Origin of the sequence: Bacillus cereus group sp. N14 (assembly GCF_016483555.1) — a bacterium.
Lineage (GTDB): Bacteria > Bacillota > Bacilli > Bacillales > Bacillaceae_G > Bacillus_A > Bacillus_A wiedmannii.
The window spans coordinates 108,182-128,479 of the sequence record NZ_JAEHBQ010000008.1 but is presented as its reverse complement, the minus strand read 5'-3'; the positions used below and the strand labels follow the sequence as shown (position 1 = coordinate 128,479).

Genomic DNA, 20,298 nt, shown 5'->3' with positions numbered 1-20,298 from the left:
TACTGTCGCAGGAGGTGACAGAATGAAGAAAAAATCTTCTAAACAAAAAAGAAAATGCCCGCCTTTTTATCTGCCCATGTACGGAATTAACAACTGGTGCAGCATTCGAGCTGCAGCTTTAGAAGAACCGGACGGACAAGGGGCTTCCCCCAAAAACAAAGCTAAACCAAAATATGTCTCTTTAGAAAATGCTGTAATGAGCCGCATAATCGATAATAGAAAAACAAAGATGCAGCAAAAAAATAAACCTCTCTCTACTCACACTGAACAGGTTGTGCCTTCTGAGCAAACAGAGAAAAATACAGAAGAAGACATCCCTGTAGCAATAAATAAAAAAGCAGAATCAGAAATTCCAGCTGCTATTATAAATCAAGTGAAAAAAATAAGAGAAGCATTAGCACCATCCAATGATATACAAACAGAAAAAACGATCATAATTCAAACTCCTACACCTGAAAATACAAAAGTAAAAAAAGGGGGACGATATGCACATGCAGAGGGGCTTCACTCTAATGCAGAGGGTACAGCTTCACATGCAGAAGGACTTCTTACACACGCAAAAGCTTCTTTCTCTCATGCGGAAGGATCAAAAACGAAAGCAACTGGACATAGTTCCCATAGTGAAGGAAGTGAAACGACAGCAGGTGGCTCTTATTCTCATGCGGAAGGTAAACATACAATCGCTTTAGGCGAAGCAGCACATGCAGAAGGAACCGCGACTATCGCTAACGGATTCTCTTCTCATGCGGAAGGTAATCATACATCAACAGCTCATTTTGCAGGTAGCCATATTATGGGGCGCTTCGGCACAGCAGAAGAATCTTATTCTTGGTTTATTGCAAACGGCACAAATGAAACCGATCATAATATCGGTGCAAAGTGGCTTGCTCATAATGGGGAAATGTATATTGATGGCGCTTCTTACAATGCAAGTGGAACTGATTTTGCACAAATGTTTGAAACAACAGACAATCATTTTATTGATGTAGGTTATTTCGTTACATTTAGTAGCGAAGAAAAAATTCGGATCGCTACTTCAAACGATTCATTCATTTTAGGAATATCTAGTGCAACCCCCGCCCTTATAGGAAATAGCGGTGCTTTAAGTTGGCAAAAACGCTATAAAACAGATAACTTTGGAAAACGCCAATATGTACGTACGGAATCGCAAGACATACAACCTCTTTTAAATACAGAATGGGATCCAACTTGCAAATATATAGCAAGAAAAGATCGTACCGAGTGGCTTCCTGTCGGGTTAATTGGACAAATGTTAGTACGCGATGACGGTACTTGCGAAACGCATGGATATTGTCGTCCAAATAACGATGGCATTGCTACAAAATCCGAAAGTGGCTTTTTCGTTATAAAGCGCACGGGTGAAAATCAAATTTTAATATTATTCCGCTAAGAAAAAAGGGAACAAAATTCTTCGTTACATAAGAATTTTGTTCCCTTTTTAAGTATACCTTAATACCTCTTCCATATCGCTTGGAATCGTTGTAGTGAAAGACATTTCCTTCTCTAAAATAGGATGATAAAACGTCAAAGATGTACTATGAAGTGCTTGACGTTTTATCACATCTCTTCTTCCTCCATATAAATCATCACCAAGTAACGGATGGCCTATATGAGCCATATGTACACGAATTTGATGCGTTCTTCCGGTCTCAAGCTCAAGTGATACATGCGTCTTATGATTGGCGCTATCCATCACTCTAAAATGAGTAACTGCTCTTTGCCCATTTTCACAAACGGTTCGCTCAATAATGCTATCCGATTTTCGTCCAATCGGTGCATCAATCGTTCCTTCTCGTTCTATCATCTCACCGTGAACAATTGCTTCATATGTTCTTTTCACAGCTTTTTGTTGATGCTGTTTCGATAAAAGATGATGCACGAAACGATTTTTTGCAATAAGCATAAGCCCTGAAGTATCACGATCTAATCTTGTTACGATATGCACCGTACTTGCAAGATGCTGCTTATCATAATGAGATAAGAGCGCATTCGCAACACTACCTGCCGGATGTTCTCTAGACGGAATCGTTGACATGTTCGCCTCTTTGTTTATGACAAGAACCGCATCATCTTCATATACAATACATAAAGGGATATCTTCTTTAATCATCCCTTCACTTCTTTCTTCCACTGGAAAAAAGACACGTAATTCTTCACCAGCTTGCAACTGATGACGAACACTGGCATGTTGATTATTTACTTCAATAGCTCCGCCGCGAAATTTTATATCCGTTAAGGCGGCTTTAGAAATCCCTTTTGTTTTTAAAAATTCTCTAACTAAAGTTCCCTCTTCAGCCGATTCTATATCCCATTTCAATGTAAATCTGTTCAAATATATAAACCCTTTCTATTTATCTGCAACAAACGAGTCACGAACTCGTTTCCAGAACGGGAACGGACGGAAACGAACAAATCGTACTTTCTCGTTTGCAACGCGATACTGGATTGATTTCACATCTTGATGAACCATCGTTAAATGGTCCACCGTAATTTGTAAGTTCATTCCTGCAGCCGGCTTCAACACACATGTATGATGCTTCGGCAATACGAGTGGCGAGCCTACAGTACGAAACACACGGTTATTAATAGATGCCATTTCTGCAATTTGAATCGCTTCAATAGAAGGGTGAATAATCGCTCCGCCAAGCGCCTTATTATACGCAGTACTTCCCGAAGGAGTAGAAATACAAAGGCCATCCCCGCGGAACGTTTCAAAGTACTCTCCGCGTATTTCCACTTCTGTTACTAATGTACCTTCCGCACTTTTAACAGTTGCTTCATTCATCGCCAAATACTGTGACTCTTTACTCCCATTCACATAGCGAATAATCACTTCTAAAAGCGGATATTCCACCACTTGGAATGGTGTTTTAGCAATTGCAATTACTAATTTCTCTACTTCTGTCGGTAACCAATCTGCATAGAAACCTAAATGCCCTGTATGTACACCAACAAATGCTGTTTCATCCAATCGATTATAATAACGATGAAATGCATATAAAAGCGTTCCATCTCCCCCAACAGAAATTACAATATCGGGTTCCTTTTCATCCATTATAAATCCAAAATCTAGCAAGTATTCTTTCATCGTGCTTGCCAGTGTATCTGATGATTGATCTCCCTTTGACATAATTGTAAATTTCATCGCCCAACACCCTTTAGTTTATGATTCGGAATCTTTCGTTTCTTGTTTTCTTGAAAAAGCTTTCTGCGCTTCTTGAATCTCAAGACGAATAGAAGACATTTCTTCATCTAATAAAAACGCCGCTTCCGCTGCGCGTTGCAAGCGTATTTTAATATCTTCAGGAAAACGTCCACTATATTTATAATTTAAAGAATGCTCAATTGTTGCCCAAAAATTCATTGCTAACGTGCGTATTTGGATTTCTACCAATACTTTTTTTTCTCCCTGAATCGTTTGAACGGGGTAACTAATGACAACGTGATAAGAGCGATAGCCGCTATCTTTCTTTTGCGTGACATAATCACGTTCTTCCACGATTTCAAAGTCATTTCGTTTTCGAAGATATTCTACAACAGGCTTAATCTCATCAACAAATTGACACATCATTCGAAGGCCCGCGATGTCTTGCATATCTTCTCTCAGCCGGTCTAACGGTACATTTCTCTTCTCCGCTTTATCAATAATACTAGCAACCGACTTTACCCTTCCTGTTACAAACTCAATTGGAGAATGCTCTGTTAACATTGCAAATTGAGTACGCATTCCTTTTAGTTTCACTTTCAGCTCTGCCACCGCTTGATGGTAAGGTGCTAAAAATTCTTCCCAATTTCGATTCATTTCAACCACCACCAAAATCAATCCATTTGCTTATAGAAATACTTTTTCTACAGCAGTTACTAGTTCTTCTCCGTAATTTGCATTACCTTCAATATTTTCAACTAAATATTCTACTTCTTCTTTTAAATTTTCTAATTCCATTTCAACGTCGTTCACACGAACGAACATTACTATATCGTTATTCATCGCTTCATGCATTGATTCCCAGCATGTGTGCGGAATACTTACATAAATGAAAGATGATTCGTTTTCTAAAATATATAAAAATGATAAATTGTCTGAGTCTACAAGTACGTGATTACGCGCACTTAGCTCCTTTACCTCTATTTCATTATTTTCCGCACAAAAAATAAGCGCATTCTCTCTCTTTTCTACGCTCTTAACTTGAATTTTATTTTGCATGCTCTAACTCCTCCATCTCAACTTCCTGTCTTACTTAACAGTATTATTGTATCATAACATGGACGCAAACAAATAAAACATTGAACCAAATTTATGAAAAAGCGATAATGTGTAAAGAATTATTTTTTAAAAGGAGCGCACATACAATGACACAAGAAATTGAAATTGAATTTAAAAATATTGTTACAGAAGAAGAATTCGATACATTATGTAAATCATTCTCTATTGAGGTATTTACGAAACAGGTGAATCACTACTTTGAAACACCGGGCTTCTCGTTAAAAGAAGCTGGCTCTGCACTTCGTATTCGTCATAAAGGAGAAACTTATACATTAACATTGAAACAACCTGCAGAAGTCGGCTTGTTAGAAACGCATCAAATCGTAACAGAAGACGAAGCAAGAATGATGATGAAAACAAACGTAATCATTCCAGGGGCTGTAATGGATCAACTACACAAATTACAAATTCCTGTTTCCACTTTAACTTATATGGGTAGTTTAACAACTGAAAGAGCCGAAACACTATTTGAAGGCGGAACGCTTGTCTTTGATCATAGTTTCTATTACAATCACGATGATTATGAAATTGAATTTGAAGTGCAAGATGAAGAAACAGGAAAAGCTGCGTTTATTCATTTATTAAAACAGCACGACATACCAATACGTCATACAAATAATAAAGTAAAACGCTTTTTCCTTGCCAAACAAAACAAAGCACGCTAAAGTGAAAATTCCACTAGTGAATACGTTCTACTAGTGGATATATCTCACTTTTTAAAAGGAAAAGATTCTTTTACATTTGAAAAATAAGCAAAGAACGTTATGAAGGCTGTTTATTTGCCCTCTGGAACATTCCATTGCTACAATAGATATACATTTCATGGAAAAAGGAGTTTATAAAGGATGAGCAAGCAACCGATGACACCATTTGAAGCAATTGGCGGTGAACAATGCATTGCAATATTAGTAGACACGTTTTATTCCTATGTCAGTAAACACCCTGACCTATCTCCCATCTTCCCAGATGATTTAACAGAAACCGCTAGGAAGCAGAAACAATTTTTAACGCAATATTTAGGTGGTCCTAATTTGTACACTGAAGAACATGGTCACCCTATGTTAAGAGCACGCCATCTTCCGTTTGAGATTACTCCAAAACGAGCAGAGGCTTGGCTATCATGTATGGAGCAAGCAATGGATGACACAGGAGTGCACGGTCATATAAGAGAGTTCGTTTTTGAACGTTTAGCGTTAACTGCTCAGCATATGGTTAATACTCCAAACGAAACAGGTGAAGTGTAATGGATAAGCAGGAAGCAACGCATATAAATATGCCATCTCCTTCCGCATGTGAGCATAAGTCTGTAGAAGCATATTTATTTATTGATCCACTTTGTAAAGATTGCTGGGAAATTGAGCCCTTTATTATTAAACTATGGCTTGAATACGGGAAATACTTCTCTATTCGTCATATCGTAACTGGAAAAGTGGACGGAACGAACGCTTCCTCACACAAATGGAATAAACCTGCTAATATTCGATTTGTGTGGGAAAAGACAACAAGTTTACAAGGTTTTTCATGTGATGGAAAGGTACATATGCAAGAAGCATCGTCAACACCATATTTAGTTTCGATGGCAATTAAGGCAGCGGAGTTACAGGGCCGAAAAGCAGGTTCGAAGTTTTTGCGAAAACTCCAAGAATACATTTTCCTTGAAAATGTATCAAACCCTGACTGTGAATTATTACTTGCATGTGCAAGAGATAGCGATATTGATGTAGAAGAATTTAAAAAAGACCTACATTCCGCTAGCGCAAAAAAAGCTTTCCAATGTGACTTAAAATTTACAAATGAGATGCATATTACAGAAATACCTTCTCTCGTATTCTTTCATGCGAATTCAGATGAAGAAGGTATTAAAATCGCTGGAACTTATTCCTACGACGTATACGTACAATTATTGAAAGAACTTGTAAAATGTGAAATTGAGCCAGAACCATTACCACCTTTAGAAGTGTTACTAGAAGCAACGCAATTTATATCTTCAAAAGAAGTAGCATTTATATATGACTGCTCGCAGCAAGAGATCGAGCGTGAACTGAAAAAATTACAACTGAAACGAAAAGTACAAATGATTGACGTAAAATGTGAGCGTTATTGGAAATGGATAGCAAAAGAAAAAGACCTGGTGTAAAACACCAGGTCTTTTTCTTTACGGCTTATAAAAATATTAAAGGGGATGGGAGAAATTTTCACGTTCAAACAAAGGGGTATATGTTTGTATGTGAATTCGTTCACGCTTATTATATTACAAGATTCGACGTCAGATGACAACCCCTTTTGTCGAATTTCACACTTTTGTCACATTCTAAACGTTTTCATTTCTGAATAAGCTATAAAAAAGCTATTTTGGAGGTGTTCTGTATGAAAAAAACGTATATTTTACTTATCTTACTAGCTGTCATCGTTTCTTTTTTCTTGTACATCCTCTCTCTACTACAAGCTTTTCCTAAAATTATTGCCTTCCCTCTTTTATTTGGAGTCATTGTCATCGCTCTCTCTTATTTCAACCATAAAAAACGATTTAAAGGGTTTTAACTACAAAAATCACCTGTAAAAATGCCTTCTAATTTAGAAAAAAGAAAGAAATTCACCTTATTTTTTCGACAAATATCGACAAAAATATTTAAAACAAAAAAAGACGAGGTAAATTCCTCGTCTTTACAATTAATTCTCTTCAAATAATAGTGCTTCTAATTCATTTAATTTCTCTTCAAATACTTGTAGCGCTTCTTTTACCGGTTCTGGAGATGCCATATCTACTCCAGCTTTTTTCAGCACTTCAATTGGATAATCTGAGCTTCCTGCTTTTAAGAACTCATTAATGTAACGTTCTACTGCTGGTTGCCCCTCTTCTAAAATTTGTTTAGATAAAGCCGTTGCTGCACTAAATCCTGTTGCGTATTGGTATACGTAATAGTTGTAGTAGAAGTGCGGAATACGAGACCACTCTAAACCAATTTCTTCATCGATTACTAAAGCATCACCGAAATATTTCTTATTTAAATCATAGTAGATCTCCGTTAACATGTCTGGCGTAACCGCATGTCCTTCTTGTACTTTCTTATGAATAATATGCTCAAACTCTGCGAACATCGTTTGACGGAATACAGTACCACGGAATCCTTCTAAATAATGATTTAATAAGTATAGACGCTCTTTCTTATCTTCTGTCGTTTTTAATAAATAATCGTTTAGAAGTGCTTCATTACAAGTTGATGCTACTTCCGCAACGAAGATTGAATAATCACCGTATACGTGCGGCTGCGTCTTTCTTGTATAGTAACTATGCACGGAATGACCGAACTCATGAGCAAGTGTATATAAATTATTTACATTATCATGCCAGTTCATTAAAATATACGGATTTGTTCCATATGCACCAGATGAATATGCTCCGCTTCGCTTTCCTTTATTCTCATACACATCTACCCAGCGATTTTCATATGCTTCTTTTAAAATGTCAACATACTCATCACCAAGTACGTTTAAAGACTTTAATAACATGTCTTGTGCTTCTTCATACTTCACGTTCATTTTCACTTCTGGTACAAGTGGTGTATATAAATCATACATATGAAGCTCATCAAGTCCTAGTGCACGCTTACGAATATCAATGTAACGATGTAGCAAGTGTAAATTATCATTTACAGATTCAACAAGTTGATCATACACCGCTTCAGGAATATTATTATTACTTAATGCAGCTTGACGTGCAGAATCGTATTTACGAACACGCGCATTGAAATTATTACGTTTCACAGCTCCGCTTAACGTGCTTGCAAATGTGTTCTTATATTTCCCGTACGTTTCATATACAGCTTTGAATGCATCTTCGCGCACACGACGATCATCACTTTCTAAAAACTGAATGTAACGACCATGTGTAATTTCCACTTCTTCTCCATCCTCACCTTTAATAGATGGGAATTTCAAATCCGCATTATTCAACATACCAAATGTATTACTTGACGCACTCATTACTTCAGATGCTTCTGCTAATAGAGCCTCTTCCGCTTCAGATAATACGTGCGGGCGTTGACGCGTAATTTCTTCTAATGCATGTTCATATACACTTAAGTCTCTATTTTCTTTCAAGAATGTTTGCAGTGTATCTTCTGAAATCGATAAAATTTCAGGCACAATATATGCTGTGCTACTAGATACTTGTGAATATAAATTTGTTGCGCGGTCATTTAACGCTTGATACACAGAGTTTGTTGTATCTTGATCGTAACGCATATGTGCATATGTATATAGCTTACCTAATCGCATTGAAATTTCGTCTTCATATTGCAATGCTTCAAGTAAATTGTTCGCAGAGTCACCAAGTTTCCCTTTAAATTCAGTTAACTTCGGTAATAGCTCTTTAATAGCTTGGAATTCTTTTTCCCATTCTGCATCTGTTTGGAAAATATCTTCTAATCGCCACGTACTTGATTCTTCAATTTCTTTGCGATCTGGTAATGTTTTTGCTGTATTTTGTTCAGACATCCTTTAAGCCCTCCTTTAAATATCTCTACTTACATACAATTCGATTTTTCTTATGTAATTCCTTCACGATCAGTCTTTATTATATCCCCTTTTCCTTCTCTCATGTTGTACTTTGCCTCAAATAAAGATAAGGCATACGCTAAGCAAATTTCATCATATTTCATAACTTCCTCCTCTGTTTTTAACATAACTACCTCTCTTTTTTTCCGGTACTTATAAGTACCTACTTTCTGCAATACACCTGTATAACATAAAAATGTCATATATTCAGCAACTGCTACTTTCCATATATGCCGTGAAAAGTACGGGAGCATGCGCCTTTTCACATACGTTTTCACATAACTACATACATATTGAAGGGAAATACAATCCCCTACCGCAAGCTCACCTATACACTTTATATATAGAAAAGCTTGCCATATAAATGGATTTGTTTGAAAAGCAAATGAGGACGGAAGTGGCACACCGATTTCAGAAGGAAAATTTGCTGGGGTACATTTACATTGATATAAGAGGCGTAATAGTGACTTATGATTGTAATTCCAAATCGGCAGAGCATTTTGCCGAAAATAGCTCTTTCGCTTTTTCCATTCCTCACCTAATGTTTCTTTTCGGAAAGAGACGGGAGAAAAGAGCATTTCAAAAGTAGTCGTTTCAGTTGGTAAATAGATAATATGTGAGAAAGAGACGCTTGTAGAAAATGAAGTGAGAAACGCGCATTTCATAAATGATTTTTGTTTCGAACAGAAGAAAATAAGAAATGGCTGAGGATAAGATTGTAAGGAGAAAGCCATAAGTGAGGAGAATTTCATCCAATATGCTGATTGCCTCTTCAATTGATTTCCACCAATGATCCAAATGACCTGTATACCAGCTCGCCAATACGAATAGGTTCGTTTGTACAGCTGCTCTATAGAGAGATTGGCGCATTGGTATTCAATCGCAATTGTTCTCCCTGCTCTCTCTATGAAAATATCTGGTCGTTGCTGAATTTCTGGAAGATAGTGCTCTATATACACAGGAAAGTTTTGACGTTTGAACCACCTATATAACAATTCTTTACCGTGCATATGATACATAGATTCTGCTTCATAAAAGGCAAGACACGCGTCCATTTTCTTATGAGCAAAATGCCAACTTTTTTGTTTCCCTAATTTCATTTGCACTTCCTTCCCGCAAGCTATGCAAAAGAAGCTTTCCATTTTACGCATACGATGTAAAAGCTCTTCATCATGATGATAGAGCAGATGAATTTTTTCTCCGTTTTCTCTTTTGGCGATAAACATCGGAATCACACCCTTTCAGCTCCTTATATTCTACAATTTATTACAAATTCCTTTTAAAAAAGAGATGTCCCAATTTCGGACATCTCTTTTTATAATAAAGGTGATAATAATCGATACGTCGATTCAACAATTCGTCTATGAAGACGCCTTTTATGAAAACGATCGACATGAATTTCACTTGATTCTTCTATATCCTCTTTATAATCTTGAACAAGTTTTCGAATGCTGTCTGTATCATATAAAAAGGCATTTACTTCAAAGTTCAAATGAAAACTTCTCATATCCATATTAGCAGTCCCTATTGAAGCTAAATCAGAATCGACAATGACAACTTTACTATGGAGAAAGCCTTTTTCGTATTCATATATCTTTACCCCTGCATCTAAAAGCTCTGGGAAGTACGATCTCGATGCGTAAAAGACGGTGCGCTTATCAGGCTTACTCGGCATTAACAAACGGACATCAATACCAGCAAGTGCCGCTACCTTTAATGCGGATAAAATATCATCATCCGGAATGAAATACGGCGTCGCAATCCAAATTGATTTCCGCGCAGAAGCAATCATGGCAAAGTATAAATGTTTAATTGTTTCCCATTTATTATCTGGTCCACCTGCAACGAGCTGTACGCCTCCCCAATGATCACCCTCAACTGCTTTCGCTTGTAAATATTCAGGGGCCAGCACAGCCTCACCAGTCATATAAAACCAATCTTGAAGGAAAATAAGTTGCAAGCTTTGAACAGCTTCACCACGCAAATATAAATGCGTGTCTCGCCAAAAACCGAAATACTTATCCTTCCCTAAATATTCATCACCAATATTTAATCCACCGACAAACCCTTCATTTCCATCAATAATAACGATTTTTCGGTGGTTTCGATAATTAATCTTATCGTTTAAAATCGGAAAGCGCACAGGGAAAAACGGAATCATTTCTACTCCTGCATCATTCAATTCTTCAATATATGAATTCGATAGTCTAAAACTTCCAACCGCATCATATAAAAAACGAACGACAACACCTTCTTTTGATTTCTGTATTAAAATATCTTTAATTTCTGTTCCAAGCTTATCATCACGCACAATGTAATATTCCATATGAATGTGGTGTTTCGCTCGTTTTAATCCATCTAAAATGGCCTGAAACGTTTCATCTCCATTTGTTAATGTTCTCGTTTCAGTTTGAAATGAAATATTTAAAGCGCCTAAGCGGTCCGCTAAACGAAATAACAGCTCTTGATGCTTATGATTGCGCAAAATCCGTTCTTCGTAATCTTCATGCCCCTTATATTGTAAAAATGCTTGTTCATCGAGCAACGCCTTCTTTTGGAACATTCTCTTCCTCCGAAAGTTCTGTCCAAATAATAAATAAGCGAAGAATCCAAATACCGGAAAAATACCTAACACAATGAGCCATGTAAGTGTTTTAGACGGATGACGGTTCTCTAAGAAAATAACGCAGCCAATTAAAAATGCAGATACCGTAAATAAAATACTAATAATACCTAAAATCGAAACATCTTTTATCCCAATTACATCCGAATAAAATGCTACATCAATAAACATACGTAACGAAACAAATAACGCGAACAATAGTAAAACAAAGAAAATCAACTTTAATGTATTTTTCATCTCTTACCTCCTTACTAAGAAAGCTTTCCTATTCTTCATATAAAAAGCCGATTTCATACTACAGAAATCGGCCTACGTTTTAGCAGGAAAATTATTGCGAATTGTTTCAAGCGCACGCTCTTTCACAATTTGTTTCCCATACTCACTTACACGATGAATTGTTAAAGTTGATTCTTCTCCGTATTCTAAAACAATACTTAAAATACGATCAATTTCTTCTTCATCATGTAGCACTTCATCGAATTCCACATATACATAATAGCGGTTCTCAAATGAATACAGCTCATCTTTTATATCTTCAAAGATAAGACGGTGGCTTAATGAAATGACATCTTCAAAATCATTAAACTTAATTAAAAAGCCAAACGTACCATCTTCGTTAAAGTTTGTTCCTGCTTGTTCTTCTACCTCTTCCACTAATTCTTGCTGGAATAATGATTCAATGCCTTCATCTAGAGGAATGTCTATAATTTTATCTACACCTATTGGTAGTTCTAGCTTTTGTCCATCCTTTGAAAGCTCTGCTCTCGTTACAAGTACTTCAATCCCTTTATCGACTGCTTGCACTTGAATCCATAACGGTCCATCGATAAAGAAATCATCATGATCACGTGCTTCGTCCATCATCTCCCAAAAGAGCTCTTCACTTCGTTCGCGGTCATACCAAATTTCTTCACGATTAAACCCTCTATCCTCTATATCAATGTACGTAATAAAAAATTTCATCGTATGGTCATTAATTCTTTCAATATCCAAAATACAACTCTCCCTTCCTGCTTAGAATTGTTATGAAGGGATTCCCCACTCATATGACAAATCAATAGATTCTTGTACTCTCATTTTATGATAAGATTCTCCAGAATGGAAATAAAATCGATTTATTTTACAAAAATAGTTATATGCCTATCTTCATTCGACCACCTACACAAATATATCATTATAGCGATTTCTCACTTATGAAAAATTTGGACATACATTTCCACCCTCCCCCGTACACTGTAATAAAGTGAAACTTTTATTAGAGAAGATTATTTAGTCTCTCTCTTCACCACATACATACAGTTCGCTTATTAAAACATCATAAATGGAGGCAGACGAATGGACTTAGAGTTTTTAACATCTGTACTAATGATTGTCGGTATCGATGTTGTATTAGGTGGTGACAACGCAATCGTCATCGCACTAGCTAGCCGAAATTTACCTGAATCGAAACGAAATAAAGCCATTTTGATTGGTACTCTTTTAGCAATCGTACTAAGAATTATCCTTACTATACTAGCTGTCTATTTACTCGACATTCCATTTCTACAACTTATCGGGGGCGTTTTACTTACATTAATTGCAGTAAATTTACTAACTGATAATAGCAACGATCTTTCTGCTATTCAAGGGAAAACAACTTTATTTCAAGCTGTGCGTACAATTGTATTCGCGGATCTCGTTATGGGGTTTGACAACGTTATTGCCATTGCAGGTGCAGCTCACGGAAGATTTTTACTCGTAATAATCGGCTTACTCATTTCTATCCCGATTATTATTTGGGGCAGCAAACTTATTTTAATACTTATGGAACGCTTTCCATTCCTCATTTATTGCGGAGCAGCGATTCTCGCCTATACAGCAGGAAAAATGGTTACACATGAAGACAGGCTTGCAACGTTCTTTCATAATAATCCAAATTTCACCACAAGCATGCCTTTCTTATTCATTTTCACTGTTCTATGCATCGGTATTATCGTGCAACAAGTTCGATTACGAAATGTGAAACATTAAAAAAAACCTTCTACTATATAATAGGTAGAAGGTTTTCATGTTATTATAATTAATTTACAAGACGCTGTGCTTCACGTAATTGAAACGTTCTTACTGTACGTGGTAAGAAACGGCGGATTTCGTCTTCATTGTAACCTACTTGAAGGCGCTTCTCGTCAATCATAATTGGACGACGTAAAATCCCTGGATAGTCACGAATCATCTTATATAAATCTTGAAGTGGTAAAGACTCTAAGTTTACATTTAATTCTTGGAAAACTTTCGAACGAGTAGAAATAATCTCATCCGTTCCGCTTTCTGTCATACGTAAAATCTCTTTAATTTCCTCAATCGTTAATGGATCTGAGAAAATATTACGTTCTGTATAAGGAATATGATTTTCCTCTAGCCATAATTTCGCCTTTCTACAAGACGTACAGCTTGGAGAACTATATAATGTTACCATACAAAGCTCACTCTCCTTAAAGAGTACAAATTCTGTACTAATTACAGTTTAAATTTCTAAATTCAGCAATTTTTTACGATACCTTGTCTTATAACAAAGTGCAAAAAATCTCATTTCATGTAAGCAACAACTTTGAGCAAACAACAATTACTTTTAATAAGTAACTTCTATAATCATTATACAATAGATTTTGCAAGAAATATACAGTAAATTTCCTTCTAATTGAGAAAACTCTTCCGTGTATTCCACTGCTATGTAACATGATCAAACTCACTTCAGCTGTAATTTAACAATAACCTTCAACCCTCTTAATACTGGCTTGTCATAGATTTTTCATGTGATATACAGTTATTTCCCCATAATCTTCTCTATAAAAAAGAGAACGTTTTCTTACCTTTTCTTGATAAATCAATTAAGAAATGTAAGACTATAAAAGTGAGAATCAAAAGGAACACTTGTTCTTATTTTAACAAACATCCTCATCCATGTCTATACGATTTCTAAAATAAATCAATTATTTTTCTGACATTTCTTTCTTTTTTATCTTTTATCTCATACAATAAACATACAGACAGGCAAAGGGGGAATTTGCAAATGATTGCTTTTTTTATTGATTTTGTCACTGTTGCTGCCCTCATCATCGGAATCACAGCATTGATTGGTGTCATTACAAATAGCATTGGTGAAAAACTCTTTGGCGGAAAAGAAAAAATGAAGTTTGTTAATAAAAGCTTGGATGTCCAATCCGGCTGGAACCAAGTTGGCGGGAAAGGTATTTATAAGAAACGTACGTATTAAAAAAAGCAGGCGGTTAGCCTGCTTTTTTTATTTTTCTACAGATGCCCACTTAAAGCTTAATTCGCCGCCATATTTGTGGATATATACATCTTTAATTGTTTCTCTTTCTAATATAGATCTACCTCGTTGGAATACTGGTGCAATTGCTGCATCCTCAAATAAGATTTTTTCCGCTTTTAACAGGTCATTCCAACGTCCTTTTACATCTGAACCTTCTTGCTTTGCCTTTTTAATAAGGCCATCATACTGGGCATTAGAATAACTCATTTTATTTTGTGAACCATCTGTTATAAACATATCAAGGAATGTGATTGCATCAGGGAAATCAGGTCCCCATCCAGTAAATGAAATATCAAACTGTCCACTATCTTCAAGTTTTAATTTTTGTGCAAATGGTTGCATCTTAATCGTTACTGTTAGACCTGGTAAATTCTTTTCTAATTCTCCCTTTACATACTCACCAATTTTCTTAGATTCTTCATTATCAAAGTTTAAAAATTCTAGTTCTATTTTATCCTTACCTAATTCTTTCTTTCCTGCTTCCCAGAATTTTTTAGCTTCCTTCACATCTACTTTTGAAAGTTTTCCATTTTCTTTTCTGAAATCCTGCTTATCTGGTCCCTTAACAAAATCAGATGGTACTAAACCATAAGCTCCCTTAGAACCATTGTTTAAAATAACCTCACCAATACCATCTCGATCGTATGCACTAGAAATAGCCTTACGAATATTTTTGTTAGCTAACGCTGGATTTTTTTGATTAAAACGCAAGAAGAACACAGTTGGATCATTAATTGTTTTAAAATCTTTTTGCCCTTTATACTTATCAACTAATTCCGCTGATAAACCAACTCTGTCAATCGCATTCGTATTATATAAATTAACAGCTGCTCCTGTATCTTTTACAACATTAAAATTAACTTCTTCTAATTTCACTTCTTTTTGATCCCAATAACCTGGATTTTTCTTTAGTTGGAAACTTTGTTCATGCTTCCATTCATTTAATACAAATGGACCGTTGTACAACGTTGTATTTGCTTCCAAACCAAATTTTTCTCCCTGTTCTTTCATATACTTCTCATTTAATGGGAAAAATAGTGGATACACCGTTAAATCAAGAAAATATGGAACTGGGTTATCCAATTCAACTTCTAATGTATAATCATCTATCGCTTTTACACCTAATTGATCCGGTGATAGCTCTCTTTTATTAATTTTCTCTGCATTTTTCACATCTAACATAATATATCCTGATTTCGCTGCCGTATCCGGGTTAACAGCTCTTTGCCATGCATATACAAAATCTTTTGCTGTTACAGGATCACCATTCGACCATTTAGCGTCTTCACGCAATTTAAATGTATATTTTTTACCATCTTCAGATTTCGTATGGGATTTCGCTACACCTGGAACTAACTTATCGCCTTTCCCAAGTCGATATAGCCCTTCCATTGTATTATTCATAACTTTTGAAGAAGCAGCATCCGAGGCAAGTGTTGTATCCATTGTCGGAATTTCAGACACTTCTGTTAGATTAATAACTTGCTTCGCACCGCTTTTCCCGCTATCCCCTTTTGCGTTCGCTTGCGGTTCATCTTTTTGATAGCTACATGCCCCTAACATCATGCTCATTGCTACTGTTGATGCTACAAAAACTGGTATCTTTTTTTTCATACTTCCACCCTCCAAAAAATGTTAGCCCTTTCATTTCCAAACAGAAAGAAATATATATATGTTCTAATAATTCATATTATACACACAAATATATTTTTTGTATATTTATATTTCTATTTTATTAAAATTTTCTGTTAAAAAATGTATCCATGTAAACGTTTTATATTACTATTTCCCCTCGCTAAAGTGTCGATAATAACTATTTTTATATTTTTCTAAATTATCAGAGAAAAATAAATTTTATATTTCATAATAATTTGTGCATAATTATCCTTCTCTTTTTAACATAAAATTGCAGGCCCTTCATATTAAAAATATGTAGGCTCAAATGGGTGCAAAGGATAAGAAAGTATGTTACGATACACCTTGCTAAAAATAGATATCGGTAAAGAGGGGACGGACATGACAGCAATTCAGGCAAAAAACGGGCCAACAGAGAAATTAAGTTTATTCTTATTAACATGGCCTATTTTTCTAGAAGTTTTTCTATTTATGTTAATGGGGATCGCTGATACTTTCATGTTAAGTGCATTATCAGACGATGCTGTATCTGGGGTTGGTGCAGCGAATCAATATCTCCATATCGCTATTTTGGTACTAGAAGTCATCGGGAACGGCGCAGCTATCGTCGTATCTCAATACCTCGGTTCCAAACGTTTTATGGAAGCATCTAAAATATCAGCTTTAGCCGTCACATTAAATTTAGTGGTCGGACTCGTTATAAGCGCTGGTTTTCTTTTATTTTCAAAACATATGATGATGGCAATGAACTTACAAGGCGATGTACTCATGTATGCACAAAACTATTTATCCATCGTCGGGGGAGCTATTTTCCTTCAAGCTATTATTAATTCATTAGCCGCAATTATCCGCGTACACGGCTTCACAAAGCAAGCGATGTTTATTTCACTTGGAATGAATATTATTCATATCGCTGGAAACTACGTACTCATTTTCGGGAAATTTGGTTTCCCAGAACTCGGTGTACAAGGGGCTGCCATTTCTTCTGCTGTCAGCAGATTAATCGCTCTTATCGTTTTCTTCTGGTTACTGTACCGCGTTATGGAATACCGTGTGAAAATACAATATTACTTCACCTTATCAAAAGAATACATCGGGAAAATTTTAAAAATTGGGATTCCCTCTGCATTTGAGCAAGTTATGTATCAAGCTTGCCAAATTGTCTTTCTGTATTATGCAACGTACTTAGGAACGGAATCATTAGCGGCTAGACAATACGCTACGAATATTTCTATGTTCACTTATTTATTCGCTATTGCAATCGGTATGGGAACAGCAATTATTATCGGGCGCCTCGTTGGCGGTGGTGAAAAAGATGAAGCGTATGAACGCGTATGGAAAAGTGTAAAATGGGCAATTGGCGTCACTTTATGTATGGTCGCTCTCGTCGTTACATTCCGTACACAATTAATGGGACTATTTACAGATAATCCGCACATTATTACGTTAGGTGCATCAGTTCTTTTACTAAGTGTACTACTTGAAACGGGACGTACGATGAACATCGTCATTATCAATTCACTTCGCGCAGCTGGTGATGCAAAGTACCCCGTTTTAATCGGTGCATTCTCTATGGTGTTAATGAGTTTACCACTCGGCTACTTTTTCGCCTTCCATTTAGATATGGGGCTCGTTGGTATTTGGCTAGCGATTGCTATTGATGAATGGACACGTGCCATCATTATGTTCTTCCGCTGGAAAAGTAGAGCGTGGGAACGTTATGCACTCGTTAAACCTGAAGAACAAGAGGAGTGTGTTTCTGTTCAGGCACAGTAATACTCGTTTAATTAAAATGCATTCATCGGAAAATAACATTTATATTCACTTACCGACAAATGTTAACAATACAACTGTTTATAGAATAGAAAAAGAGCCATCCTTCTGTAGCGGAAGAATGGCTCTTTTTCTTATTGATAAATCTCTTTATATTTCTTATACTCTGCTTCAGAACATAATACGAAATGTCCTGGGCGAATTTCACGCATTGTTGGTGCTTCACTAGCATAATCATGCTGAGATGGATCGTATACGATACGTTTACGATTGCGCTCATAATCTGGATCTGGAAGCGGAATTGCTGATAATAGTGATTTAGTATATGGATGAATTGGATTCGCATATAACTCTTCACTTGTTGTTAGCTCAACGATTTGACCACGGTACATTACGCCGATGCGATCACTAATGTATTTTACCATTGATAAATCATGGGCAATGAATAAGTATGTTAAACCTTTTTCCTTTTGTAACTTTTTCAGTAAGTTTACAACTTGCGCCTGGATTGATACGTCAAGTGCTGAGATTGGCTCATCGGCAATGATAAATTCAGGCTCTACAGCAAGTGCGCGGGCGATACCGATACGTTGACGTTGTCCACCTGAGAATTCATGCGGGAAACGGTTTGCGTGCTCTTTATTTAAACCAACTGTGATTAATAATTCATGAACACGGTCCATACGCTCTTTTTTACCTTTTGCTAGTCCGTGAATATCAATACCTTCTGCAATAATATCCCCTACTGTCATACGAGGGTTTAATGATGCATATGGATCTTGGAAAATCATTTGCATTTTACGGTTGAATTTCTTCAGCTCTGCACGTGATTTTTTACCATGTACATTTTCACCATCGAACAACACTTCACCAGCAGTTGCATCATATAAACGAATAATCGTTCTTCCAGTTGTCGATTTACCACAACCTGATTCTCCTACAAGACCAAATGTTTCTCCGCGGTAAATATCAAATGAAATATCATTAACCGCTTTGACAACACCACCACTCACGTCGAAGTGCTGTTTTACATTTTTTACTTCAATTAATTTCTCACGTTGTTTAGTCATGTTGTTCACCTGCTTTCATTTGAAGAATGCGTTTTTCAACGACTGCCGGTGGTTTTACTTCTGGAGCTTGCTCGTGAAGTAACCAAGTTGCCGCATAGTGTGTATCACTTACTTTAAATAAAGGTGGGTCCATTTCAAAATCAATTTTCAATGCCTGTGGATTACGTGGTGCAAAAGCATCTCCCTTTGGCGGCTTTAATAAATCTGGAGGCGTTCCAGGGATTGCGTATAACTCTTCTTCTGAACCATCTAAACTTGGCATAGATGCGATTAAGCCCCAAGTGTATGGATGTTTTGGATTGTAGAAAATTTCATCAACCGTTCCAATTTCAACAACTTTACCTGCGTACATAACTGCTACGCGGTCCGCAACGTTTGCCACTACACCTAAGTCATGTGTAATGAAAATGATTGCCGCTTCTGTTTTTTGCTGAATGTCCTTCATAAGCTCTAAAATTTGCGCCTGAATTGTAACGTCTAGCGCTGTTGTCGGCTCATCGGCAATTAATAATTTCGGGTTACAAGCTAACGCCATCGCAATAACTACACGCTGTCTCATACCACCTGAGAATTGGTGAGGATATTGTTTTAAACGCGCTTCTGGATTCGGAATACCTACAAGGTCGATTAATTCTAACGCAACTTTACGTGCGTCTGCTTTACTCATCCCTTGGTGTTTAATAAGACCTTCCATAATTTGATTCCCAATTGTCATCGTTGGATTTAATGATGTCATTGGATCTTGGAAAATCATCGCGATATCTTTCCCGCGCACTTGCTGCATTTCTTTTTCTGTCAGTTTCGTTAAGTCACGACCTTCAAATACGATTTCACCGTTTTTAATACGCCCTGGAGGATTCGGAATTAATCCCATTAACGCTTTAGAAGTAACTGATTTACCAGAACCAGATTCTCCTACAATCGCTAATGTTTCTCCTTTTTTCAAATCAAAAGTAACACCGCGTACAGCTTGTACTTCACCTGCATGTGTATCAAAGGAGACTTGCAAATCTTTTACCTCTAGCAATGTTTTCATTTTTAC

General features: G+C 36.5%; 20 protein-coding genes. 8 read left to right on the top strand and 12 right to left on the bottom strand.

What is annotated here, in order from left to right:
* Positions 1-22: 22 nt before the first annotated feature.
* A complete protein-coding gene (locus JDS82_RS14010) occupies positions 23-1,411 on the top strand; it encodes a peptidase G2 autoproteolytic cleavage domain-containing protein (protein ID WP_098057920.1) in 1,389 nt (462 codons plus the stop codon).
* A 48-nt stretch (positions 1,412-1,459) separates the two neighbouring features.
* Here JDS82_RS14010 and JDS82_RS14005 read toward each other — a convergent pair whose 3' ends face one another.
* The 4 genes from JDS82_RS14005 to JDS82_RS13990 are packed head-to-tail and all read right to left on the bottom strand — an operon-like array spanning position 1,460 to position 4,225.
* Positions 1,460-2,353: an RluA family pseudouridine synthase gene (locus JDS82_RS14005; RefSeq protein ID WP_087984736.1), complete on the bottom strand. Its 894-nt coding sequence runs from the start codon at positions 2,351-2,353 to the stop codon at positions 1,460-1,462.
* 15 nt (positions 2,354-2,368) lie between these two features.
* A complete protein-coding gene (locus JDS82_RS14000) occupies positions 2,369-3,166 on the bottom strand; it encodes an NAD kinase (RefSeq protein WP_000673190.1) in 798 nt (265 codons plus the stop codon).
* 18 nt (positions 3,167-3,184) lie between these two features.
* Positions 3,185-3,823, bottom strand: a complete 639-nt coding sequence (gene yjbM, locus JDS82_RS13995; RefSeq protein ID WP_001081480.1) for a GTP diphosphokinase — start codon at positions 3,821-3,823, stop codon at positions 3,185-3,187.
* Between the two features lie 30 nt (positions 3,824-3,853).
* Complete coding sequence (locus JDS82_RS13990) at positions 3,854-4,225, bottom strand: UPF0738 family protein (protein WP_001179998.1); 372 nt, start codon at positions 4,223-4,225, stop codon at positions 3,854-3,856.
* Between the two features lie 146 nt (positions 4,226-4,371).
* Here JDS82_RS13990 and JDS82_RS13985 point away from each other — a divergent pair, with 146 nt between their 5' ends.
* The 4 genes from JDS82_RS13985 (at position 4,372) to JDS82_RS13970 (ending at position 6,826) form a co-directional block, all read left to right on the top strand.
* Positions 4,372-4,950, top strand: a complete 579-nt coding sequence (locus JDS82_RS13985) for a CYTH domain-containing protein (RefSeq protein WP_000191103.1) — start codon at positions 4,372-4,374, stop codon at positions 4,948-4,950.
* Positions 4,951-5,130: 180 nt separating this feature from the next.
* Positions 5,131-5,529: a globin domain-containing protein gene (locus JDS82_RS13980; protein WP_000043382.1), complete on the top strand. Its 399-nt coding sequence runs from the start codon at positions 5,131-5,133 to the stop codon at positions 5,527-5,529.
* Positions 5,529-6,422, top strand: coding sequence for a ClpXP adapter SpxH family protein (locus JDS82_RS13975; protein ID WP_000360672.1), 894 nt, complete (start codon positions 5,529-5,531; stop codon positions 6,420-6,422). The genes JDS82_RS13980 and JDS82_RS13975 overlap by 1 nt, the downstream gene beginning before the upstream one ends.
* Positions 6,423-6,652: 230 nt before the next feature.
* Entirely contained in the window at positions 6,653-6,826 is a 174-nt protein-coding gene (locus JDS82_RS13970) for a hypothetical protein (RefSeq protein WP_046957017.1), read from the top strand.
* Positions 6,827-6,955: 129 nt separating this feature from the next.
* Here the strand turns inward: JDS82_RS13970 and pepF are convergent, their stop codons facing one another.
* The 4 genes from pepF to mecA all read right to left on the bottom strand — a co-directional run bounded on the left by pepF (position 6,956) and on the right by mecA (position 12,458).
* Complete coding sequence (gene pepF / locus JDS82_RS13965; RefSeq protein ID WP_088057601.1) at positions 6,956-8,782, bottom strand: oligoendopeptidase F; 1,827 nt, start codon at positions 8,780-8,782, stop codon at positions 6,956-6,958.
* Between the two features lie 50 nt (positions 8,783-8,832).
* Positions 8,833-10,077 (bottom strand): competence protein CoiA family protein, encoded by a 1,245-nt coding sequence (locus JDS82_RS13960; RefSeq protein WP_199713468.1) that lies wholly within the window; start codon positions 10,075-10,077, stop codon positions 8,833-8,835.
* Between the two features lie 80 nt (positions 10,078-10,157).
* Entirely contained in the window at positions 10,158-11,702 is a 1,545-nt protein-coding gene (locus tag JDS82_RS13955; RefSeq protein ID WP_000799207.1) for a cardiolipin synthase, read from the bottom strand.
* Positions 11,703-11,774: 72 nt separating this feature from the next.
* Positions 11,775-12,458 carry an adaptor protein MecA gene (gene mecA, locus JDS82_RS13950; protein WP_048559561.1) on the bottom strand — a complete coding sequence of 228 codons (684 nt, stop codon included), beginning with the start codon at positions 12,456-12,458 and terminating at the stop codon, positions 11,775-11,777.
* Positions 12,459-12,800: 342 nt separating this feature from the next.
* Here mecA and JDS82_RS13945 point away from each other — a divergent pair, with 342 nt between their 5' ends.
* Positions 12,801-13,475 (top strand): TerC family protein, encoded by a 675-nt coding sequence (locus JDS82_RS13945; protein ID WP_000362605.1) that lies wholly within the window; start codon positions 12,801-12,803, stop codon positions 13,473-13,475.
* Positions 13,476-13,524: 49 nt separating this feature from the next.
* On the opposite strand, the gene spx is transcribed toward JDS82_RS13945, so the two are convergent.
* Positions 13,525-13,920 (bottom strand): transcriptional regulator Spx, encoded by a 396-nt coding sequence (gene spx, locus JDS82_RS13940; protein WP_000258267.1) that lies wholly within the window; start codon positions 13,918-13,920, stop codon positions 13,525-13,527.
* A gap of 594 nt (positions 13,921-14,514) precedes the next feature.
* Between spx and JDS82_RS13935 the strand changes: the two genes are divergently transcribed.
* A complete protein-coding gene (locus JDS82_RS13935) occupies positions 14,515-14,718 on the top strand; it encodes a hypothetical protein (RefSeq protein ID WP_000559978.1) in 204 nt (67 codons plus the stop codon).
* A gap of 27 nt (positions 14,719-14,745) precedes the next feature.
* On the opposite strand, the gene JDS82_RS13930 is transcribed toward JDS82_RS13935, so the two are convergent.
* Complete coding sequence (locus tag JDS82_RS13930; RefSeq protein ID WP_000727246.1) at positions 14,746-16,392, bottom strand: peptide ABC transporter substrate-binding protein; 1,647 nt, start codon at positions 16,390-16,392, stop codon at positions 14,746-14,748.
* A 351-nt stretch (positions 16,393-16,743) separates the two neighbouring features.
* Here JDS82_RS13930 and JDS82_RS13925 point away from each other — a divergent pair, with 351 nt between their 5' ends.
* Positions 16,744-18,189, top strand: a complete 1,446-nt coding sequence (locus tag JDS82_RS13925; RefSeq protein ID WP_199713467.1) for an MATE family efflux transporter — start codon at positions 16,744-16,746, stop codon at positions 18,187-18,189.
* Positions 18,190-18,320: 131 nt separating this feature from the next.
* On the opposite strand, the gene JDS82_RS13920 is transcribed toward JDS82_RS13925, so the two are convergent.
* Positions 18,321-19,256, bottom strand: a complete 936-nt coding sequence (locus JDS82_RS13920) for an ABC transporter ATP-binding protein (protein WP_000166340.1) — start codon at positions 19,254-19,256, stop codon at positions 18,321-18,323.
* Positions 19,249-20,292, bottom strand: a complete 1,044-nt coding sequence (locus JDS82_RS13915) for an ABC transporter ATP-binding protein (RefSeq protein ID WP_000854346.1) — start codon at positions 20,290-20,292, stop codon at positions 19,249-19,251. The genes JDS82_RS13920 and JDS82_RS13915 overlap by 8 nt, the downstream gene beginning before the upstream one ends.
* Between the last annotated feature and the right edge of the window lie 6 nt (positions 20,293-20,298).